The organism is Winogradskyella marincola, assembly GCF_029624125.1.
In the GTDB taxonomy this organism is placed as follows: Bacteria; Bacteroidota; Bacteroidia; order Flavobacteriales; family Flavobacteriaceae; genus Winogradskyella; species Winogradskyella marincola.
Map to the genome: position 1 here is coordinate 86,059 of NZ_JARSBN010000003.1, position 22,540 is coordinate 108,598.

Consider the following 22,540-nt stretch of genomic DNA (forward strand, 5'->3'; position numbering starts at 1 on the left):
AAAATTAACAAATAGTTTTAAAATTAGAGTCAAACTATTTATCTATATTACCATAATTTTAGATGTTAAAAAAGAGTTAAAAAGAAAAAATAACTAACTGAATTATAGTTAGTTTTAGTTTTGAAAGCTATTTTGTCTTAATTAATCAATTTAAAACAAAAATTATGAAAAAAACAATATTTACTTGTATCTGCGCATTAGGATTTTTATCATTTATTTCTAACTAAAATATAAAGAATGATAATACCATTGAAGATGACTGTGATTTATCTATAACAATTAATGGTGGCCCAGGATGTATTTATAATAACACATACCCAGGGTGGTGCACTGAAGAAGAAATGGAAGCTTTTGCTAATAATGTATATAGTTCTCCAGGCTGTAATAGACCAAATGTACCAACGAAAGCCTAGCTTTAATTAAGAATTAAATTTAAAAATAACCAAGTTAAAGACAAAATAGTTTTTTTATAGTAAGAATTATGAAATATTACACACTCCTTATTTTTTTAGTTTCAGCAATCGGTATATCACAACAAGATAATAATTTAAAAGAAGTGAGCTATACGTTTAATGTAAATATATTTAATTATAGTGAAGGTATAGAGTATAAATCTAAGCTCTTTTTTAATGATAGCACTAGCCTTTTCATTTACAATAACAGTAGCATAGAAGGGGAATCGGGCTTTTTTAAAAAAGTAAAAAATAGAGCTAATAGTTCAAATTATGTACATCTTTTTAGAGATTATGATGATATTGGTTATAAGTTTTTTTATAATTTTAACACAAAGGAACTAACTTGTAGAGAGTTGCTTAGAGAACAGTATGAGGTTATTGTAAAAGAAAAGGATATTGAATTCAATTGGGAAATAACAAAAGAGACTAAGCAAATAGGTAAATTTATATGTTACAAAGCTTTAACAAAAAATTTTAGGGGAAGAAATTATGAGGCTTGGTTTACTTACGATATTCCTGTAGCTACGGGACCTTGGAAGTTTCATGGCTTACCAGGTCTAATATTGGAAGTACACGATGATAAAAATTTAGTGGATATTACTTTTAATAGTATATCTGATAATATAGAAGAAAAAATTGAGTTTTCTGAGCCTACATCTGACGAAATTATGAGTTTAGATGAATATTTAATAGAAAACTTTAGATTGTATACAAGTTTTATTGATAACCAAAAAGGATTAAAAGCTACAGGGCAGCTACCATCAAACACTATGCCCTTAAATTATATGAATTTAGAATATAATAAAGAACAAATAAAACTACTCAATTCATATAATCAAATTGAGTACGATGCTTATGAAAAATCACTTAAATCGAAAGAATGATAATTTTTCGTTTTCTTTTATCATTAGGCACTTAATTTTTATAATTACTTTATTTTTATTTAATATTTCTCATGGTCAAGACCGAGTGGAAATTTCAGGAAGAGTACTAGACTCCTTAGGTCAGCCAATTGAGTTTGTCACAGTAGTTTTGTTTGATTTAGATAATAATTATATCTCGAACTACAGAACTCAAATCAATGGTAGATTTAAGTTTAATTTAAAACCAAATAAAAGTACTTACATTTTAAAGTTTAAATCATTGGCTTATAAAGCAACTGATTTTGAAGTCGAACTCATAGATGATTTATTTAAATATGAGTTTAATGTTACTATGCATAGCGATATAACCCAATTAGACGAGGTGGTAGTAGAAGCGGAACATCCTGTAAGTATAAAAAAGGATACTGTTTCATTTAAAGCACCTAGTTTTGTAAAGAAGAACGATGATGTTTTAGAGGATTTACTAAAGAATCTGCCTGGGCTTGAAGTGGATGAAGATGGTACGGTAAAAGTAAACGGAATACAAATAAGTAAATTATTGATTGGAGGTGATGATATTTTTGACCAGAATTATAAAATAGCAACAAAGAGTATTGATGTAAATGATATTCAGGAAATTGAAATTGTATATAATTTTAATGAAAATTCTGTTCTAAGAACAATAATTGAATCAGAGAAAATTGCTATAAACGTTACTATTAAAGATGAAAAGTTAGGGGCTGTGTATGGTAGAGCTAACTTTGGTTATGGTAATGAAGATAATTATTTAGCCGATTTAACACTTTTTAAACTAGATAAAAACATTAAAACATTTCTTATAGGTAAAACAAATACTATTGGAACTAAGGCCCAAGATAATTTAAATTCTACAATGTTTAATCGTAATGCTTCAGGGAACCTTGAAAATTACCAATCGTTTTCTAATGATATAATATCTACGGATGTAGTAACTATCAATACATTGGTAGATGAAACATATATCAATAATAATAAATCGTATTTTAATTCCTTTCATGTCTTAACTAAACCCAAAAAAAATATACATCTAAGAGGTATCTTTTATTATTTAGATGATGATATTATAAAGAGAAATTCATTCAACGCTAATTACAAAACGCTTCCAACTTTTGCTATTAATCAGTCTAAGCTTCATAATGAAGATTTGCAAGAATTTAACTATGAATTGAACATGAAAAATGCAAATGGAGGAAAGTCTTACATTGAATACAATGGAGTTGTTAATACTTCAAAACAAGCAACAGATGTTGTTTTAAAGGTTGAAGAAAATCAATTTGAAGAAACTCATAAAATTAAAGATTATTATATTTCTCAACAGGTTAGTGCTACTTTTAAAATGAATAGAAAAAATGCACTTACGCTAAGTGCATTTTTCTTACAGGATAAAAATCCACAAATATATTTTACCACCAACCCAATAATTGATGGTCAAGAAGCTGTTTTTCAACAATATGAAAACCCAATAATGCATTTTGGGGTTTACTCTAAATTGATTAGTAATAAAAGTCAATGGAATTTTGGTTTTGTTAATAAAGATGAGAAGTTGAATAGTAAGGTGTTAAATGAAAGTGGTGAGATTCTTCAGGTAGATGATTTTAATTTTATTAATAAGTTGAAATACAATAGCAAAGATTTTTTTGTATTTAGAGAATATAATTTTTCTTTCGGAAAGAATTTTAATTTAGACATTAAAGCCAAGGCAGGATATAATTATGTTTCATATAAAGATGAAACTCTATTATCAAACTTCCGAGAAACAAACGAACAATTTTATATAGAACCAGAATTAGAGTTAAGCAAAGAAATTAATAGGATAGGTAAATTTAATTTACAATATTATTTTTCTTTTAAACAACCACAAATTAGTGATATATATAATGGTTTGGTGATGACGTCTAATAGAGGGTTTAAAAAAGGGCTTAATTCTTTGTTTAATCTATATTTGCATAGAATAAGTTTGTTACATGCTAAATCAGATTTTAGAAAGAACATTTTTATTAAATCTTCATTAAGTTACAGTTACAATCAAAATACTTTTGGATATGAATTTATTAATTCATCAGATTTTGATATACTAGTTAAGGATAAGGCTAGAAATAATAGTGTATTAATGACGTCTATTAAGATTAATAAAAATATAAACACTATTAGATCAGGTTTATTTTTTGAATATGGTGGAGTGCACAGACGCAGTTTTGTCCAGATATTGGATAATCCTGAAATTGCTAAGAACATTATTAACAATATAGCAATTAAATACGGAAGCTATTTTAGAGGAAAAATTAACTTCAAATCTGGGGTGAAATTTCAGCATTCAAAATTTAGGACAAAAACTATAAAGAATGATAATACTCAATTTAGTAGTCATTTACAATTTGTATATGATATTAGTGATAAACTAATTTTTTCATTAGATACAAACCAAGTCTATCCAAGTAAATATAATGGTGTTGATAAATTGTACAATTTTGTTGATTTTGAACTAAAATATTTGGCTGTAAAAAACAAATTAAATATTAAACTTATTGGTCAAAATTTAGCCAATGAGAGAAGTTTTCAGAATAGCTATGTTACTTTAATAAAAGATGTTAATACAAATATCTTTTTTAATAAGGTCTTTTTCAATCTTTCTGCTTCCTATCGTTTTTAAAAACTTTCTTTAATCTAAGACACAAATACTGACAAATCATTAATTTGAATTAAAATTATTTCAATCATGAAAAAACTAATACTGTTAATTGTATTTTCTTTATCCCTCAGTATTCAGGCGCAAGACACAGATGCTAAAGCTGTAAAAACAACGATAACTGACTTTTTTGAAGCTTTTCACAATCAAGATACTACTGCTTTAAGAACTATGGCAAAAGGTGATATAAAGTTGCAATCTATTTCGGTAAATAAGGAAGGAAAATCAGTATTAACAGAAAGTGAATACAATCAGTTTCTAAAAAGCATTGCAAGTATTCCAAAGGATAATACATTTGAAGAGAAGTTATTAAGCTTCAATATTCAAGTAGATGGAAATATGGCAAATGCTTGGACACCTTATGAATTTTGGTACAATGGTAACTTTAGTCATTGTGGTGTTAATTCTTTCCAACTAATAAAAGAAGATGACGAGTGGAAAATTATTTATTTAGTTGATACCAGACGAAGAGAAGGATGTCAAAAGTAGATCATTAGATTTTTAGAACTTTGGATTTCTAGATTTACAATAGATTCTAATGCGTCATACAAATCTAACCAGTCTAAAAAGTCTAACTAATCTAAAAAAATCTAATTTAACAATCACTCAAATGCACACCAACAGCTAAACCACCTTCAGAGGTTTCTTTGTATTTAGTGTTCATGTCTTTAGCGGTTTCCCACATGGTGTTTACAACTTTATCTAAAGGTACTTTTACGTTATTAGGATCGGTTTCTAAAGCTAATTCTGCAGCATTGATAGCTTTTATAGCTCCCATAGAATTACGTTCTATACAAGGTATTTGTACCAATCCACCAATAGGATCGCAGGTAAGGCCTAGGTGATGTTCCATAGCAATTTCAGCAGCTACTAAAACTTGTTCTGGTGTTCCGCCAAGTAATTCGCACAATGCACCAGCAGCCATTGCAGAAGATACACCAATTTCGGCCTGGCAACCTCCCATTGCAGCACTTATAGTAGCACCTTTTTTAAAGATGCTACCGATTTCACCAGCGACGAGTAAGAATTTTTTGATATGCTCAAAATCGGCATCATGGTTTTCAATTACCATGTAGTACATTAATACAGCAGGTATAACACCAGCACTACCATTTGTTGGTGCTGTAACCACACGACCAAGCGATGCGTTAACCTCATTAACTGCTAAAGCAAAACAGCTTACCCATTTTAGGATTTGTCTAAACTTTACTTCTGTTTTTCTAATCGTTTTAAGCCATTCTTGAGGACTTTCGTAGGTATAATCGCCAATCAAATTTTTATGCATATCATATGCACGTCTGCGTACGTTGAGTCCACCAGGAAGTGTACCTTCGGTATGGCAACCAACGTACACACACTCTAGCATGGTATCCCAAATGCGTTGCAATTCAAAATCAATGGTTTCTATATCTCTTATAGACTTTTCATTTTCTAAAACAACACCAGAAATAGGTAAATTAAGCTGATGACAAAATTTCAATAATTCATCACCATAAGAAGTGGGATAAGGAAACGTACAGTAGAAGACGATTTTATTAGCTTTTGAAACTTTACGTTCTTCTTGCACTACAAATCCGCCACCAATAGAGTAGTAGGTAGACTTATAATTTCTACCATTAATTAATGCCGAAAATGACATGCCATTAGCATGAAATGGTAAAAAGTTACGATTGAACTTAATGTCTGTATTCACATCAAAAGTAATAGGTCTTTCGTTGTTAAACATTAAGGTATTTGTATTCTTAATTGAAGAGATGATGATGTCTATAGTGTCAACAGGAATACGCTCTGGATCAGCACCTGTTAAACCAAGTAAAACAGCGAGATCTGTAGCATGGCCTTTTCCTGTTAAAGACAAAGAACCGTAAAGATCTACCGTGATTTTTTCAACTTTATGAAAGCGATTTTTCTTTTTAAGCTCCGTGATCCAACGTTCAGCAGCACGCCAAGGTCCTAAGGTGTGAGAACTCGATGGTCCTACACCAATTTTTAGCATATCAAAAACAGAAATACATTCCATAAAAATCTAATAAGAATTGGGGCAAAGATACATTTTGTTTAGAATGTCATATTAAAAAAAAACAGTCTTAATTTTAAGAATTAAGACTGTTGAAATGTTGTTATCTATTTTAAGCTTATCTCTTTTTAAATTCTGTGATACCATAAAAATTCATCACTGCATTTAAGTCAGATAAATCTACTCTACCAACATTAACTGAAGGCACAACAACAACTCTAAAAACTTGGTTTTGAGTCCATATAGAATCAAGGTTGTCTAAATCAGAGCCTTCCAAGAAAAAGTCAACATAACTTTGCGTAAAGTCATAATTATACACTAAATCATTACCATCATTAAAAATAACGGTCTGAGGCAAAGGTCTCCATATTTCTGTACCGTTGCTGAGGGTTTCCCAAAGAATATAAACTAAAGGGACATCTGTTGGTAATACTTGAAAACCGTAAAACTCTCTTACTCGGTAATCATTATCAAAGTTAGTGCTTGGGTTAAAGTCTACATTTTCAATTTCAAAAGCAGAAGCTTCAAAGAAATAATTATTCTCTTGTACAATTTCTTCATTTGTACAGTTTGTAAATAATACAGTGGTTAAAAACAAGATAAGTATTCGTTTCATAATAACTAATTTTTTGTCAATAATACATCAAAACATATTCCAAAGTACAGAAAAGTGTAAAATCTTTTCATAAAAGTAATCTGACATCATGTCACATTTTTTGTCATGGCATAATCATTGACTATTAGTAAACGAGTTTAAAAATTAAATACACAAAAAATATATACACTAATATTATGAGTAAGATTATTGGAATTGATTTAGGTACAACCAACTCTTGCGTTTCTGTAATGGAAGGTAACGAGCCAGTTGTAATCCCAAACGCTGAAGGTAAGAGAACTACACCTTCGGTTATCGCTTTCGTAGAAGGTGGTGAAATTAAAGTTGGTGATCCGGCAAAAAGACAAGCAGTAACTAACCCAACAAAAACGGTTTATTCTATTAAACGTTTTATGGGTAACAAATATTCTGAGTCTAAAAACGAAGCAGAACGCGTGCCATATAAAGTGGTAAAAGGTGATAACGATACGCCAAGAGTAGATATCGATGGTCGTTTATACACACCACAAGAATTATCAGCTATGATTCTTCAAAAAATGAAGAAAACTGCTGAAGATTACTTAGGGCAAGATGTGTCTGAAGCTGTTATTACAGTGCCTGCTTACTTTAACGATGCACAAAGACAAGCCACTAAAGAAGCTGGTGAAATTGCAGGTTTAAAAGTTCGTAGAATTATTAACGAGCCTACTGCAGCAGCATTGGCTTACGGTTTAGATAAAAAATCTACTGACCAAAAAATAGTAGTATTCGATTTTGGTGGTGGTACGCACGATGTTTCTATCCTAGAGTTAGGTGACGGAGTATTCGAAGTATTATCTACAGATGGAGATACACACTTAGGTGGTGACGATGTAGATGAAAGAATTATAGATTGGTTAGCAGAAGAGTTTATTGCAGACGAAGATATGGACTTACGTAAAGATCCAATGGCTTTACAACGTCTTAAAGAAGCAGCTGAAAAGGCTAAGATAGAGTTATCATCTTCTGCACAGACAGAGATTAACTTACCTTACGTAACAGCTACTGCTAGTGGACCAAAGCACTTGGTACGTACATTAACACGTTCTAAATTTGAGCAGTTAATTGACGACTTAATTAAACGTACAATAGAGCCATGTCAAACAGCTCTTAAAGCAGCAGGTTTATCAAAATCTGATATTGACGAAGTTATTTTAGTAGGTGGTTCTACACGTATACCAGCTGTACAAGCAGCAGTAGAGTCTTTCTTCGGAAAAACACCAAGTAAAGGTGTTAACCCAGACGAAGTTGTATCTCTTGGTGCAGGTATCCAAGGTGGTGTATTAACAGGTGATGTAAAAGACGTTCTTTTATTAGACGTAACTCCATTATCTCTTGGTATTGAGACAATGGGTAATGTAATGACCAAGTTGATAGAAGCTAACACTACGATTCCTACAAAGAAATCGCAAGTATTCTCAACTGCAGCAGACAATCAGCCATCGGTAGAAATTCACGTATTACAAGGTGAGCGTCCAATGGCAGCAGATAACAAAACAATTGGTCGTTTCCATTTAGATGGTATTCCACCAGCAAGAAGAGGAACACCTCAAATTGAGGTAACGTTTGATATTGATGCTAACGGTATCATTAAAGTATCTGCTGAAGATAAAGCAACAGGTAAGAAACAAGATATTAGAATTGAAGCGTCTTCTGGATTAACTGAAGAAGAAATCCAAAAGATGAAAGCTGAAGCAGAAGCTAATGCAGATGCAGATGCTAAAGCAAAAGAAACTGCTGATAAATTAAATCAGGCAGATGGAATGATTTTCCAAACTGAAAAGCAGTTAGAAGAATTTGGTGATAAATTATCTGACGATAAGAAAAAGCCAATCGAAGATGCTTTAGCAGAATTAAAAACGGCTTATGAGTCTAAAGATATCGCAGTTATAGAACCAGCTTTAGAGAAAATAAACGAAGCTTGGAAAGTAGCTAGCGAAGAAATGTACAAAGCACAAGCAGAAGCTCAGCAAGGTGGAGCAGCAGGTCCTGATGCAGGAGCGCAAGGTCAGCCGACGGACGAAGCTAGCGATGTAGAAGACGTAGACTTCGAAGAAGTGAAGTAATTATTTGTTATTCCTGCGAAGATAGGAATCAAGAATAAAATAAAACGCAATCATTCATTTGGTTGCGTTTTTTTATGTCATAAAAATTAACCATATTTGGTTGCCTACCAATCAATTCAATATACAAATGAAGAACTTCTACGTTGCTCTTATCTTTTTCTTAATTTCATTTATAGCAAGTGCCCAAGAGCCTTTTATAACAACATGGGAGGTCACAAACGAAAGTTTGGAGATCACAATTCCTGTTCCATCATCAGAATACAGCTATGATTATACTATAGATTTTGGTGATGGTACAACAATGACTAATGTAGCTTCATCCATAACCCATACATATTCGTCAGCTGGTATTTATACTGTTGAAATATCTGGTGTGTTTCCAGCAATTAGAATCTATGATTCTGATTATGAAAATCAGATAAAATTGAAGAGTATTGAACAATGGGGAGATGTAGCTTGGCAAACAATGTATAGAGCGTTTATGAGATCTTATAATTTGGTTATCAACGCAACAGATGCACCAGATTTATCTCAAGTAACAGATATGTCTTATATGTTTGTACATGCAGAGAGTTTAAACCAATCTATTAACCATTGGGATGTGTCTAATGTAGAAGATATGTCTTGGATGTTTGAAAGTGCTTTAGTTTTCAATCAGCCTTTAGATAATTGGAACGTATCTAATGTTACAAATATGTTTAGAATGTTCTATGGTGCTGTAAGTTTTAATCAGCCTATTGGTAATTGGGATGTTTCTAACGTTACAAGCTTTGGTTTTATGTTTTCAAGAGATGTAAATGTACCTTCTACATATCCTGGTCTAATTTTTAATCAACCACTTAACTCTTGGAACACATCTAACGCAATCAACATGGATGGAATGTTTTATGGCGCAGAAGCATTTAATCAACCATTAGATAGTTGGAATGTCTCGAGTGTAACAACGATGGTATCCATGTTTAATGGTGCGACTCAATTTAATCAGCCTTTAAATAATTGGGATGTGTCTAATGTTACAAATATGGCTGGAATGTTTAGTGGTGCCACCGCTTTTAATCAACCATTAAATTCATGGAATACTAGTAGTTTAAACACTATAAGTTCAATGTTCAGTGGTGCATCAGCTTTTAATCAGCCAATAGATAGCTGGGATGTGTCAGGAGTAGATGATATGAATTATGTTTTTTACAACGCATCTAGTTTTAATGGTACTATTAATGCGTGGAATGTGTCAAATGTTGTTACAATGAGCTCCATGTTTTATGGAGCAAGTAATTTTAATCAGCCTTTAAACAATTGGAATACTTCTAATGTACAATCTATGTCTGAAATATTTAAAAATGCATCAAATTTTAATCAACCATTAGATAATTGGGATGTGTCTAATGTTGAATGGTTTGATGAAATGTTTATGAATGCCACTTCTTTTAATGGTGCAGTAAATGGTTGGGATTTTTCGAGTATAGATAATCAAGGTTTTTTTGGTGATGGTGTTGCAGATATGTTTAATGGTGCAATACATTTTAATCAGCCTGTAGATCAGTGGAATATATCTAATCTTATCAGTCTAGCTTGGTTGTTTAGAGGTGCTAGCGCATTTAATCAGCCTTTAGATAATTGGGATGTTTCTAATATAAAAAAAATGACATCAATGTTTGAGGATGCATCAGCTTTTAATCAACCATTAAATAGTTGGGATGTTAGTAATGTAGATTATGTACAGTCTATGACATCAATGTTTGAAGGCGCATCGAGTTTTAATCAACCATTAGATAATTGGAATGTTTCTAACGTTTCATGGATGAATAATATGTTTAAAGACGCTTCCAGTTTTAATCAGGATTTAAGTAGTTGGGACGTTTCTTATGTAGACCGTTTTAATAATATGTTTGAAAACGCATCTAGTTATAATCAACCTTTAAATTCTTGGGATTTTTCAGATATGGATACATCGATTTCTATATATGGATTATATAAGTTTTTAAGTCATACTAATATGAGTATAGAAAATTATGATGCTTTTTTACAGCATTTAACTACATATGATTTTTCAGCAATTTTAGGCGCAGAAGGGTTACAATATTGTGATGAAACCTCAGTAGATTATCTCGAAAATCAACTGAACTGGGATATTTATGGGCATAGTCCAGCATTGTGTAATATGGTATCAGGTACTGTTTATTTCGACTCCAACAACAATGAATGTGATGCAAGTGATGTTGAGGTGTCTAACTATTTCGTGTTTTTAGAAAATACAGAGAATCAAAACCTTTATGCAACTCAGATTATGAATGGTAATTACGAACTAGCACTATCAGGCAATAGTTTTACAGCTTCAGTTCAAGGATTACCAGATTTTATGACGGCAAGCCCTATTGATGTATCAGTAGAATTTTTAGAAGAGTCTATGAGTGAAACATTAGATTTTTGCCTTACGGCTAGTCAAACAATAGAAGACCTTAGTGTTACGATAGTTCCAATTTCTGAAGCACGACCTGGATTTGAAAGTACCTATCAATTAATTGTTGAAAATATTGGAACAGAATCTATTTCTAATATTGAAGTAAATTTAGAATTTGATGATACTATGCAAAGTTTTGTGTCTTCAATACCCACACCAAATACAACTACGACAGATAATTTACAATTTAGTTTTTCATCATTAAATCCTTTTGAAACAAAAGTTGTAGATATTAAAATGCAAGTACTTACGCCACCAATTGTAAATAGTGATGATCTACTAACATTTAATGCTTCAGTTTTACCAAGCACAAATGACTATTCGCCAGAAAATAATACATATCAATTAGAACAAATTGTTGTGAATTCTTATGATCCTAATGATATAAATGTGCTTCAAGGCGAGAGTATAACTGTTAGTCAAACAAGTGAATATTTGGATTATGTTATTCGCTTTCAAAATACAGGTACCGCAAGTGCTGTAAATGTTGAAGTTCAAAGTTTACTTCATAATAACTTAGATCCTTCCTCTTTTAGAATGTTGAATTCTAGCCATGACTATACCGTTAAAATAGAAAACAATATTATCACATTTACTTTTGAAAATATTCATTTGCCAGATGAGACTTCAGATTCAGTAGGGAGTAACGGATTTATTGCTTACAGATTAAAACCAAAATCAAACATTCAGGTTGGTGAGGTAATGGATGGTATTGCTGCAATTTATTTCGATTTTAATGAACCAATCATAACTAATATGGTATCTACAACGGTTGTGGAAAATTTAGGGATTGATGAGTATGAAAGTAATTTAGTATCCATTTATCCAAATCCTTTTAATAATGTTATTTACTTAAATTCAAAAAATGGAATAGAGGTTAATGTCATAGAAATAATAGACCTTCAAGGAAAAGTTTTAATTAAGAGTTCTAACGAAACAGATAAAATTAAGACTGATCAATTATCATCAGGTGTATATATACTTTCATTAGAAACCAATTCAGGGATATTAAACTCCAGGATTATAAAGAATTAGTTTTTTGAGGGCTATTAAAAAAACGCAATCATTCATTTGGTTGCGTTTTTTTTTCATTTTATCTATACTTTTTAATTAAAATTCTTCTTTTTGTTATACTTGTGTAAGAAGTCTAATAGCTGATGTTTTAGATTTTGAAGGCTATTAATCAATCATGAAAAAAAGAGTATCAAGTCTTAGACAAAAGATATTTTGGCTTAGAGATTCTGTAAAAGGAAATCCTATAAAAACAGAGTTGAATAGCACACAAAAGCTACTCAATAATTCTGTGCCAGATTCATTCTCAATGCAGAGTTCATTAGAGCATTTACTACAGCATGCAATAACTACAACAGATTTTTATAAAGGGTGTAATTTGCTCAATGGATTAGATAGCTTTCCTATTATTAATAAAAATACTATTAGAGATCATTTTGATGAATTTAAGTCTTCAAAATATGATGTTTCTAAGTGTCGCAAGGTCTCTACAAGTGGATCTACAGGTTCGCCTTTTAGTGTGTATCACAACAAAGAAAAAATTAAGAAGAACATTGCAGATAATATTTATTTTTCTGAAAAATCTAACTACCAGTTAGGTGATTTTTTGGTATATGTAAAAATCTGGTCAGACACTTTTAGCTTTAAAAAGAAACTTGATTTTCAGTTAAAAAATATGCATCCTTTAAGTGTTTTTAATCTGTCTGATAACGAAATAAAGGCTTTTGTTAGTAGGTTAAATAAACAATCCTCAGAGGTATGTTTTATAGGTTATGCATCATGTTTTGAGAAAATATGTAAGTATCTCGATAAGTTAAAAGAGAACCCAATAACTTTCAAAACAAAATCAATAATTACAATTTCAGAAGCTTTAAATGATTATACCAGACATTCTGTGCGGAAGTATTTTGGTGTTCAGCCTCTGTCCAGATATTCAAACAACGAAAATGGCATTATTGCACAGCAGATAGAGGAAGGAGATTTAAAATTTAAGATTAATGATTCTAGCTATGTTGTAGAAATATTTGATTTAAATTCTGATAAGAAATTAAACTATGGCGAACGAGGAAGAATAGTTGTTACCGACTTGTACAATTGGGCAACACCATTAGTTAGGTACGATACAGGTGATGTAGGAGTAATGCAATTAGACGATAACAAAAGACCTTATTTTACAGAGGTTTCAGGTAGAAAACTAGATCTGCTTTATGATACAAAAGGTAACCTAGTGCCTTCTCATCTATCAGCTAAGTTATGTAAATATGGCCAGTACAAACAATTTCAATTGGTACAAAAAACTAAAAATATATACCAAGTCAATCTTAATACAGATACAAAAATAGATGAAGAGGAATTGGTAAAAGAGTATAAGTCTTATTTTGGTTCTGATGCTGAGATAAAAATCAATTATGTAGATGATATTCCTTTATTAAACTCCGGAAAACGCAGAGAAGTCGTCAATGAGTATTACAATTCAAATCAATTAAATGGGTAAGAAAACCGTTTACTTTATTTTAGGGTTACTTGCCTTTGGTTTTAGATTATTTCAAGAACTTCAATCGTCTATCATTACAGGTATCAATGGAGGTTACTACCCAGTTCAAGTAAGAAGTATTTTAGAGCATGGTCATTTAGCTATGAATGATATGCCATTTATATTTTATGTAAATGCTTTATTGATAAAGAGTTTAGCATGGCTTTTTCCATCACAGCCGTTAGAGGCTCTCATTATTTTTGGTATAAAAATATTAGGTGCATTAAGCATTCCCTTGGTAGTAATTCCATTATATAAGATTATTAATAATTATCTTGAATATAAGCCAACAAAGCTGTTAGAATACAGTTTAGTCACGTTTGTTCTGTTTTCATTTTCGCCATTATATTTAAGTGCTGAAATGATGAAAAATGCCTATGCTATTGTAGGTTTTACTTACTTTTTGTACTTATTCCTTAGTTTTTTTAAGTGCAGATCTGTTAAGCATGGAGTACTTATGCTATTAACACTGATTTTTATTGCGTTTACACATTTTGGTGTTTTTGCTATTTCTATCATTTTTCTGTTTATTTATTTGGTAAGTATTTATAAAGTAAAAGCCCTTGTGCCTATTCTAGTTATGGCAGCTTTAGGTTTTCTGGTTGTATGGTGGTTAGATCCCTTTAGAGCTTATAATGCTATTAATATTTTTGAAGAATGGTTTGGTTTGCCATGGCGAATAGCTTTCTATCCTGCTGGCATAGCTAGTTTTATATTTAGTGTTTTAATAAGTGTAGCATTGTTTTTTTCTATTAGAAATGATGAAGTTGTAGCCAAGCAAAAACAACTAATCACGATATTTTTATGGTTTATTGTAGTGCTGTCAATACCACTGTTACGTTTTGAACTCTGGAGGCGCTTTAATCTCATGCTTTTTATACCGCAAACGATAGCTTTGCTTTTGGTGTTTCCATACCTAATAGCATCGTACCAAAAGAAGTTTGTTGTATTGCTATGTATGGTGTCTATATTATCTATAATTTATAACCTAATAATACCAAAGCAGAGTAGTATTAGTACAGACTCTTATAAGGATTTAGCTTTTGTGGCTGATGAGGTTTCTAATCCAGAGCAAACGATTATAATGGTTAGGCATGGACTAGATTGGTGGATCGTTTGGCAGTTAAAAACTAAAATAGCACAATCTCACATTAAGGTAGATAAATCTATGGTTTCTAAGTATAAAGACATTATGTTTTTAAGGCAAAATAAAGGACATAACGATTTGTATCCAGGTCCAGGAAGTCCGTTTTTTAATCCTTCAGTCCCTAAAAATAGTATACTTTTGTATAAGTCAGATTATTTTGAATTATATAAAAGAACTGATTAACAGCAACTCAAGAAATACTTTTTTTATTGAATTTAAGGCGAAACATTTTTTGGTTTTTAGATAAGATTAAAGGGCAACCTTTAAAACAACTTTGTGTAAAAACTCATGATATTTTAGAAGATAAAAGCCGAAAGAAAGCAGAAGCAGAAAATGCAGAGCAATTAAAGAAACTAATAACTCATGCAACTCAAACGACTAGGTTTTATGCAAATAAAAAGTATAGTGTTCTTCAGGATTTTCCTGTAATTAATAAAAATAGTATTCGAGAAGATTTTGATGCATTTTTTTCTTCAAAATATAAAAAAAGCGAATGCAAAATAGTTTCAACAAGCGGTTCTACTGGTTCGCCTTTTAGTCTTTATCAAAATCAAGAAAAAGTATTTAAAGTACAAGCAGATAATATTTACTTTTCAAAAAAATCTGGCTATGAAGTTGGTGATTTTTTAGCCTTCATAAGAATTTGGCCCAAACAGATTAATATTAAGCTAAGATTTAATTTTTTGCTGAAAAACTTTATGCCATGGAATATACTTGATTTGTCAGATGAAGGTATAAAACAGCTTATTTCAAAATTAAATAAACAAAATAATCTGGTTAGTTTTTTAACCTATCCTACAGCCTTAGAGAAGATTTGCAAATATATAGACGCGCTAGAAAGTAATCCTGTTCAATTTAAAACAAAATCTATAATTACAATGTCTGAGGCATTGAATGATTATACCAAAGATAAGACAGAGCAATACTTTGGTATTACGCCTTTATCTCGATACTCTAATAACGAAACAGGTATTATGGCTCAGCAAATTAGTTCTAACGATCAACGGTTTAGAATTAATGACTCTAGCTATGTAATGGAAATACTAGACTTAGACTCTGACAAAGCGTTGCCTCATGGCCAACCAGGAAGAATAGTACTTACAGACCTGTATAATTTTGCAACACCTTTGCTTCGTTACGACACTGGTGATATAGGTGTTATGGAACAGGACGAAAATGGTATAAAATATTTTACTAATATTTCTGGAAGAAAAGTAGATCAATTGTACAATACCAAAGGGGATTTAATTCCATCACATTTATCACTTCGATTAATGGATTATGGTAAGTTTAGACAATTTCAATTGGTTCAAAAAAGTAAAACAGAGTATCATATCAATCTTAATACAGACACAAAAGTAGACGAAGCTAAAATCATTACAGACTACAAAGCGCATTTTGGTAATGATGCAGTTATAACAATTAACTACGTTAACGAAATACCGTTACTATCTTCTGGCAAGCGTAGAGAAGTGGTAAATGAATATTACAAATAACTATGCAGTATGCATTAAGTCTAAATTTCTGTCTTTTTCAGTATGAATAGGCACACCAAAAGCGAGTTTAAAATCTCCAACAGATTTTAAAACCAAAGAAGCACCACCAATTATAGTGTGGTCTCCAATAGAAAGCCCTTGGCTTACAGAAGCACCCAAACAAATAGATGAACAAAAACCTATAGTAACGTTTCCTGCAATAGTAACTCCAGAAGATAAGCTAGAAAAATCTGCCATAACAGAATCGTGCCCTAAAGAAGCTTTTGTGTTGAGAAGACAAAACTTGCCAATCTTAGCATTGGCATTAACAATAGAACCAGCCATAAGTACAGCGCCTTCAGGAACTAAAATGTCTTCAGCCAAAATAGCACTAGGATGAATAATAGGAACAAAATCAATTTTAGGAGCTATTTTTTTTATGCTTCGGTAGATGTTTAATCTTAGGTCATTATCGCCAATACCAATAACAATCCCTTCAATGTTAAACTCTTTAATTACATGAGAAAGTGAACTTAGATTTCCAATGATTTTATGACCATATACTTTGGAATTTAACGGTTTATATGAATCAATAAAACCAACAAGATTGTAATCATTATTCTTCAAAATAATATCTACAATCATTTTAGCATGGCCAGAAGCACCATATATTAATATATTTTTCATATCGTTAGGTTTCGACAAATCAATTGGTCTAGGGTCAACAACTTAAATTGCCAAAGTAGATTTGGTTATGCTTCGAAGATATTTAATCACTAACAAATAGCGCAGTAAATACGCTTAACAGTGTAATTTCATCCATTAAATGTTAAAATACTGAGCTATTTAAAGCTATTTTTGTACAAAATTCTAAAAATTTAGTATCTCAGGATTATACAAATTATGACGTTTAATAGATCTTTTTCAGTACAAAACAAGCCCAAAAACTTAGCAGTTAAACTCAATGCTAAAGCAGAACAGTCTGTGGTAAAAGGACATCCTTGGGTATTTTCTAATAGTATTGTAAAGATTAATGACGATGCAAATATTGGAGATTTAGCTATTGTTTTTAGTAAGAATAAAAACAAAGTCATAGGCATTGGTTTGTACGATGCTAATTCGCCAATACGAATTAAAATGATTCATAACGCGCAGACTAAAGTGGTTATTAATCATGAATTTTTCCAACAAAAAATTGAAGTTGCATATCACAAGCGTGAAGAATTACTTAAAACCCAAACCAACAGCTACCGATTACTATTTGGCGAAAATGATGGTTTCCCAGGATTAATAGCAGATGTTTATGATACTGTTTTGGTTGTAAAATTGTATTCTGAAATATGGTTGCCATATCTTCAATGGATTTTAGAAAGTCTTCAAAGTGTATCTAATTCAGAAACTATTGTACTTCGATTAAGTCGTCAATTAGAAAACAGTAAGCATCATCATTTTTCTGATGGAGATGTTGTTTTTGGCAGCTTAGAGAATGAAGTTGTAAAGTTTATAGAGCATGGAGTTCATTTTTCTGCTAATGTTCTAAAAGGTCATAAAACAGGATATTTTTTAGACCATAGAGATAATCGTAGACGTGTAGGAGAGCTAAGTAAAGGTAAAACCATGCTTGATGTATTTTCTTATGCTGGCGGATTTTCTGTGCATGCATTAGCTAATGGAGCCAAAGAAGTAACGAGTTTAGATATTAGCAAACAAGCGCTAGATGTTGCGAGAGAAAATGGAAAGTTAAACGACTATTCTGGAGTGCATAAAACCATTTCTGGAGATGCCTTTGTAGAAATGGAAAACCTCATAAAACAAAAAAATACTTTTGATGTGGTGGTTATAGATCCACCAAGTTTTGCCAAGCAGCAAAGCGAAATAGAACTTGCCAAAAAGAAATACAAGCAATTAGCAGAATTAGGAGTACAGCTCACGTCTAAAAAAGGTTTATTGGTTTTGGCATCGTGTTCATCTCGTGTAACAGCGCAATCCTTTTTCGATTTGAATCAAAGTGTATTAAATGCACAAGGTAGATTGTATGATACAGTTTTAAAAACTAAACACGATGTAGACCATCCTGTAACGTTTCCTGAAGGAGCTTATTTAAAATGTGGTTATTATCGTTTTTTAGAGTAAAAGTGCTATGCGTGCATAATATTTTTTATATTTGAATAAACTAAATTAAAATGCAAACAAAACTAACCGAATTACTCAGCATAAAATATCCTGTAATACAAGCACCAATGTTTTTGGTGTCTAATGTGGCTATGGTTACAGAAGCCATGAAATGTGGTATTGCAGGCTGTATTCCTGCATTAAATTACAGAACATTAGACGAGTTAAGGGCTGCTATAAAAGAATTGAAAGCCAATAAAGTAGAAGGTGGTGCTTTTGGGTTTAATCTCATTGTAAATAAATCGAATCCTAAAGCAAAAGACCAACTAAGAGTAATTTGCGAAGAAGGTTGTGATTTTATTTTAACCTCTTTAGGTAGTCCTGAAGAAACCATAAGAGAAGCACACGCAGTTGGTATTAAAGTGTTTTGTGATATTACCGATTTACGTTTTGCACAAAAGGTTGAAAGTCTTGGCGCAGATGCTGTTGTAGCAGTTAATAATGAAGCTGGTGGACATCGTGGTAACATTTCACCAAAGGATTTAATTTCTAATTTGGTTGAAAATTTAAAAATACCAGTAATCTCAGCAGGTGGAGTAGGACAAAAGTCAGATATAGATAAGATGTTGAGCTATGGTGCTGTAGGTGTGTCTGTTGGTAGTCCTTTTATAGCTTCAGTAGAAGCTGGAGTTACAGACGAGTATAAACAAGCTTGTGTAGATTATGGAGCAAAAGATATTGTAATGACAGAGCGAATTTCTGGTACACCATGCACAGTAATAAATACACCTTATGTTCAAAAAATAGGAACTAAAGCTACTTGGATAGAAAGCCTGCTTAACAAAAACCGAAAGCTTAAAAAGTGGGTAAAAATGATTCGTTTTTCAATAGGTATGAAAGCTACTGAAAAAGCAGCCAAAAAAGCCACCTACAAGACCGTTTGGGTTGCAGGACCAAGTATAGAGCACACCAAAGAAATATTGCCAGTAAAGGATATAGTGGCTAAGCTGGTTAATTAGAAGCGGCTAGTAATTCCTCTTTCTTTTTCTTTTTGCGTTTGCCAGTAAAAATATTAAAAGTGTAACTCGCTGAGAGTCCTCCTAACATGGTAGATATTAGTTCGCTATTATCAAATTTTCCTGTAATGATATAACCATCATAAAACTCTTTAGACAAACCAGCTAAAGACGAAAGACCAAAGCTATACCAAAAAGCTTTGTTTTTATTTTTGGTTTTAGAGTAGACGTAAGTGTAAGTAACACTAGATATAGCTGCACCAACGGTAAAATGTAAGCCATCATCTTCTAGAGTAACCTGAGCCGAACTTAGATTGAAACAGAAAAGTGCAAATAAAATAAGTAAAGTTTTCATGTTTGTAAAAGGTTGGTTGGTAGTAATCTAACCGATTTGGTTAGGAATCCTAAATTTTTCGCTGTGACTAATATTTTTACGATAAAAGCGTTAATTTCGCTGTGTTTTACGATAAAATTTAACACCAGTTTGAAGAACACCACACTCAGAATTGCAGCATCAATTATAGTTTTGTTTTTAGTGATATCTTGCTCATCCTCAACAACAATAAAGTCGGGAGATATAGTGTTTAGAGGCGCAACACAAAGTGACTTATCTGAAGCTATAAACGAGGTGACCCAAACCGAAAAAGCTACAAATTACACACATATGGGAATTTGTAGTGTTGAAGATGGAAGTGTATTTGTCTACCACTCAGATTTGGGCAAAGGTGTGCTAAAAGAGCCTTTAGAGTTGTTTTTAAAATCAGACGATTCTTCAACTTATACAGCAGATGTATACCGAATAAAAAATAGTACCCAAACACAAATAGCAACAGCAATATCTAAAGCTAAGAATCTAGTTGGTGAGCCTTACAACGTCACCTATATTTTAGAAGACAAAGGCTATTACTGCTCAGAGTATATCTACGAATTGTTTAAAGAAGACAATGTGTTTACTCTAGAGCCTATGACCTTTAAAAATGCTAAAACCAATACCTTTCACAACGGTTGGGTTACGCACTACAAAGATTTAGGCATAGAAATACCAGAAGGCAAATCAGGCTGCAACCCAAATGGTATGGCAGCTTCTGAAACTTTAGTTTTTGTAAGGCGCTTACAATAATGTTTAAAACTACGTAAGGTTACGTATTGACTTGTTGATTTAAAAATGCGAACTTCGCTTATCGTTGGGTATAAATCATTGAAACGAATTCATATCCAAACCGTTAGGCACAATTAAGAGAAAATGCCAAGATTATTAAAAAATGACACCATTAGGTTAATAGAAGCAAGTACTGAAGCTTTAGGCTTAGCTCAAATTGGAATTTGTACGTTTAGAAAAGATCAACTTAAAGTAGAACAAGTCCGATATTCTGCTGAAATTGGACTTATCGGTAGTGCGATTGAATTAGCAATGAGTTCAATCTTAATTCAAGCGCTCGGAAAAAAAATCATTTATCGGGATTATAAAAAAGGGAAATATAAGACCGCTTCAGAAATTTTAAATGACTTCCGCTCTCTTATCAGACAAGCTTCTTCTAATACTCTATTTTTACTTAATGACGTTCCTAATCCTGACGATCATTTCCAGAAATTACTTGATCTTACAAATAGATTTCAGCTAATAATTACGAGTCGTGCTAACGGGCTGCATAATGGATATGGTCTTAAATATGAAATTGTTGCATCTTTTTTTCAAGACGTAAGTGATTTTATAAAGTTAATTGGCTTATCAAACAACTTTAAACCATATTTAGCTTGTATCCCTGAATTAGTAGGTATTACAATTGATAAAAAAGTATTAATAGATGAACTTTATCAAGATTTACAGCAAACTTCGAATGTTGAGGAAAAAAGAAATCTAATCACATCTTTATTCCTCATTCTCCCAGAAATCCCAAGTAATTTACCAGATTGGATAGAAAAGTTCGATAGCATTAAGGTTGCTCCTAAAAAGAATGATATTGTTTATTTAATTGACGCATTAGAAAAAGCAAATCCAGTTTCTCTTAATAAAGTTACTGATGGCAGTCAATCACTTGATGTTAAAATTGTAGGTAGAGATGTCGAAGGAGCTATACCTATTTCTGCTCAATTTTTAAAATCAGAATTCACGCAAATAAAAGATCAATTTTATGCAGATATTGCAACTGCAAATGGAAGACTAAAAAGTAAGCAACTTGACTTACCTCCTAAATCATCAATAAATAATGTATTTGCTCTTGGTCTCTATGATTCGAAAATTATTGAAAATGATCTAAAATTCACTGGACATCAATCTTGGCCATTTATTGTAGAAGCTCTCAATGTAGCAAAGAATAATACAACAGCACCTTATTGGTTTATAATTAGAGAAACTAAAGATTTAGGACAGCTCAAAGCAAATCTAAAAAAAGCTCAAAGGCTTGGAAATAGCTCATTGAAAAAGAATATAACAATTGTATTAGGCGGTATCGAAGCTATGGAAAACAATACTCCAATTGAGTCGACTTCCGTTTTTATCAGTAAAATTCTTAAGGATATTGAAAAATTCAACAATGAGCTTGAACATATAGAAAAAATATACCAAAAGAATGGTTTACACGGTTTAAGCGAAGATTACGATAATGAATTTAGGCTTTTATTTTCGGAAAGTATTTCTATAAGTGATTTATTGCAAAAAATTTTAGAAGATGATTCAATTGAATTGAGTAATAGAAAATATTGGGTTGCTAAATTGACTCTTATTATGCCTGAAAAACAAGATTTACCTATTCTCGCATCAATTTTAGGGAACTCGGATTTCAATAATGCGCATACGAATATTCGAAAAGTTTTTCGCGCTTATGATTTCTATAATTATGGACCAAAAATAAAAAGTGCCTAACAATGTATAAAAATAATTGCTACATTAGTGCTTAACCAAAGGTAGTTGCAATTTTGTTACGTCTGATTTTCCTGCGAAAAATCCTCGCACACAAAACCGCTACTATTCTTATACGTTACCGATAAGCGCAACTCCCAAAATTAAGCCTCAAACCTTTGGCA

General features: G+C 31.8%; 16 protein-coding genes. 12 read left to right on the forward strand and 4 right to left on the reverse strand.

The window, feature by feature from the left end; genetic code table 11:
* The first annotated feature begins 481 nt into the window (after positions 1–481).
* The 3 genes from P7122_RS06005 (at position 482) to P7122_RS06015 (ending at position 4,532) form a co-directional block, all read left to right on the forward strand.
* Positions 482–1,339: a GLPGLI family protein gene (locus P7122_RS06005; RefSeq protein WP_278004874.1), complete on the forward strand. Its 858-nt coding sequence runs from the start codon at positions 482–484 to the stop codon at positions 1,337–1,339.
* Positions 1,311–4,007: a carboxypeptidase regulatory-like domain-containing protein gene (locus P7122_RS06010; protein ID WP_278004875.1), complete on the forward strand. Its 2,697-nt coding sequence runs from the start codon at positions 1,311–1,313 to the stop codon at positions 4,005–4,007. The genes P7122_RS06005 and P7122_RS06010 overlap by 29 nt, the downstream gene beginning before the upstream one ends.
* Positions 4,008–4,073: 66 nt before the next feature.
* Positions 4,074–4,532: a nuclear transport factor 2 family protein gene (locus P7122_RS06015; RefSeq protein ID WP_278004876.1), complete on the forward strand. Its 459-nt coding sequence runs from the start codon at positions 4,074–4,076 to the stop codon at positions 4,530–4,532.
* A gap of 106 nt (positions 4,533–4,638) precedes the next feature.
* On the opposite strand, the gene P7122_RS06020 is transcribed toward P7122_RS06015, so the two are convergent.
* Positions 4,639–6,063: an L-serine ammonia-lyase gene (locus P7122_RS06020; protein ID WP_278004877.1), complete on the reverse strand. Its 1,425-nt coding sequence runs from the start codon at positions 6,061–6,063 to the stop codon at positions 4,639–4,641.
* Positions 6,064–6,178: 115 nt separating this feature from the next.
* Positions 6,179–6,676 carry a hypothetical protein gene (locus P7122_RS06025; protein WP_278004878.1) on the reverse strand — a complete coding sequence of 166 codons (498 nt, stop codon included), beginning with the start codon at positions 6,674–6,676 and terminating at the stop codon, positions 6,179–6,181.
* 176 nt (positions 6,677–6,852) lie between these two features.
* Between P7122_RS06025 and dnaK the strand changes: the two genes are divergently transcribed.
* The 5 genes from dnaK to P7122_RS06050 all read left to right on the forward strand — a co-directional run bounded on the left by dnaK (position 6,853) and on the right by P7122_RS06050 (position 16,409).
* On the forward strand, positions 6,853–8,760 hold the full coding sequence (gene dnaK, locus P7122_RS06030) for a molecular chaperone DnaK (protein ID WP_278004879.1): 1,908 nt from the start codon (positions 6,853–6,855) through the stop codon (positions 8,758–8,760).
* A gap of 127 nt (positions 8,761–8,887) precedes the next feature.
* Positions 8,888–12,256, forward strand: coding sequence for a BspA family leucine-rich repeat surface protein (locus P7122_RS06035; protein ID WP_278004880.1), 3,369 nt, complete (start codon positions 8,888–8,890; stop codon positions 12,254–12,256).
* Positions 12,257–12,410: 154 nt separating this feature from the next.
* Positions 12,411–13,727, forward strand: a complete 1,317-nt coding sequence (locus P7122_RS06040; RefSeq protein ID WP_278004881.1) for a phenylacetate--CoA ligase family protein — start codon at positions 12,411–12,413, stop codon at positions 13,725–13,727.
* The gene (locus P7122_RS06045) at positions 13,720–15,096 is read left to right on the forward strand and encodes a glycosyltransferase family protein (protein WP_278004882.1); all 1,377 of its coding nucleotides are present in this window, start codon (positions 13,720–13,722) and stop codon (positions 15,094–15,096) included. Before P7122_RS06040 ends, P7122_RS06045 begins: the two co-directional genes overlap by 8 nt.
* 26 nt (positions 15,097–15,122) lie before the next feature.
* Positions 15,123–16,409: a phenylacetate--CoA ligase family protein gene (locus tag P7122_RS06050; protein ID WP_278004883.1), complete on the forward strand. Its 1,287-nt coding sequence runs from the start codon at positions 15,123–15,125 to the stop codon at positions 16,407–16,409.
* On the opposite strand, the gene P7122_RS06055 is transcribed toward P7122_RS06050, so the two are convergent.
* Positions 16,410–17,075 carry an acetyltransferase gene (locus tag P7122_RS06055; RefSeq protein WP_278004884.1) on the reverse strand — a complete coding sequence of 222 codons (666 nt, stop codon included), beginning with the start codon at positions 17,073–17,075 and terminating at the stop codon, positions 16,410–16,412.
* A gap of 216 nt (positions 17,076–17,291) precedes the next feature.
* On the opposite strand from P7122_RS06055, the gene P7122_RS06060 reads away from it, so the two are divergent.
* Complete coding sequence (locus tag P7122_RS06060) at positions 17,292–18,521, forward strand: class I SAM-dependent rRNA methyltransferase (RefSeq protein WP_278004885.1); 1,230 nt, start codon at positions 17,292–17,294, stop codon at positions 18,519–18,521.
* A 50-nt stretch (positions 18,522–18,571) separates the two neighbouring features.
* A complete protein-coding gene (locus tag P7122_RS06065; RefSeq protein WP_278004886.1) occupies positions 18,572–19,519 on the forward strand; it encodes an NAD(P)H-dependent flavin oxidoreductase in 948 nt (315 codons plus the stop codon).
* Here the strand turns inward: P7122_RS06065 and P7122_RS06070 are convergent.
* Positions 19,512–19,871: a YfiM family lipoprotein gene (locus tag P7122_RS06070; protein WP_278004887.1), complete on the reverse strand. Its 360-nt coding sequence runs from the start codon at positions 19,869–19,871 to the stop codon at positions 19,512–19,514. The genes P7122_RS06065 and P7122_RS06070 overlap by 8 nt on opposite strands.
* Positions 19,872–20,000: 129 nt before the next feature.
* On the opposite strand from P7122_RS06070, the gene P7122_RS06075 reads away from it, so the two are divergent.
* A complete protein-coding gene (locus P7122_RS06075; protein ID WP_278004888.1) occupies positions 20,001–20,636 on the forward strand; it encodes a YiiX/YebB-like N1pC/P60 family cysteine hydrolase in 636 nt (211 codons plus the stop codon).
* A gap of 123 nt (positions 20,637–20,759) precedes the next feature.
* Entirely contained in the window at positions 20,760–22,379 is a 1,620-nt protein-coding gene (locus P7122_RS06080; protein WP_278004889.1) for a hypothetical protein, read from the forward strand.
* Positions 22,380–22,540 lie beyond the last annotated feature (161 nt).

Excerpts from the sequence above, each read along its gene's own strand:
- P7122_RS06040 (WP_278004881.1), top strand. The coding sequence starts at position 12,411 with ATGAAAAAAAGAGTATCAAGTCTTAGACAAAAGATATTTTGGCTTAGA.
- P7122_RS06020 (WP_278004877.1), bottom strand. The coding sequence starts at position 6,063 with ATGGAATGTATTTCTGTTTTTGATATGCTAAAAATTGGTGTAGGACCA.
- P7122_RS06070 (WP_278004887.1), bottom strand. The coding sequence starts at position 19,871 with ATGAAAACTTTACTTATTTTATTTGCACTTTTCTGTTTCAATCTAAGT.
- dnaK (WP_278004879.1), top strand. The coding sequence starts at position 6,853 with ATGAGTAAGATTATTGGAATTGATTTAGGTACAACCAACTCTTGCGTT.
- P7122_RS06010 (WP_278004875.1), top strand. The coding sequence starts at position 1,311 with ATGAAAAATCACTTAAATCGAAAGAATGATAATTTTTCGTTTTCTTTT.
- P7122_RS06035 (WP_278004880.1), top strand. The coding sequence starts at position 8,888 with ATGAAGAACTTCTACGTTGCTCTTATCTTTTTCTTAATTTCATTTATA.
- P7122_RS06060 (WP_278004885.1), top strand. The coding sequence starts at position 17,292 with ATGACGTTTAATAGATCTTTTTCAGTACAAAACAAGCCCAAAAACTTA.
- P7122_RS06065 (WP_278004886.1), top strand. The coding sequence starts at position 18,572 with ATGCAAACAAAACTAACCGAATTACTCAGCATAAAATATCCTGTAATA.
- P7122_RS06045 (WP_278004882.1), top strand. The coding sequence starts at position 13,720 with ATGGGTAAGAAAACCGTTTACTTTATTTTAGGGTTACTTGCCTTTGGT.
- P7122_RS06005 (WP_278004874.1), top strand. The coding sequence starts at position 482 with ATGAAATATTACACACTCCTTATTTTTTTAGTTTCAGCAATCGGTATA.
- P7122_RS06015 (WP_278004876.1), top strand. The coding sequence starts at position 4,074 with ATGAAAAAACTAATACTGTTAATTGTATTTTCTTTATCCCTCAGTATT.
- P7122_RS06025 (WP_278004878.1), bottom strand. The coding sequence starts at position 6,676 with ATGAAACGAATACTTATCTTGTTTTTAACCACTGTATTATTTACAAAC.
- P7122_RS06055 (WP_278004884.1), bottom strand. The coding sequence starts at position 17,075 with ATGAAAAATATATTAATATATGGTGCTTCTGGCCATGCTAAAATGATT.
- P7122_RS06080 (WP_278004889.1), top strand. The coding sequence starts at position 20,760 with ATGCCAAGATTATTAAAAAATGACACCATTAGGTTAATAGAAGCAAGT.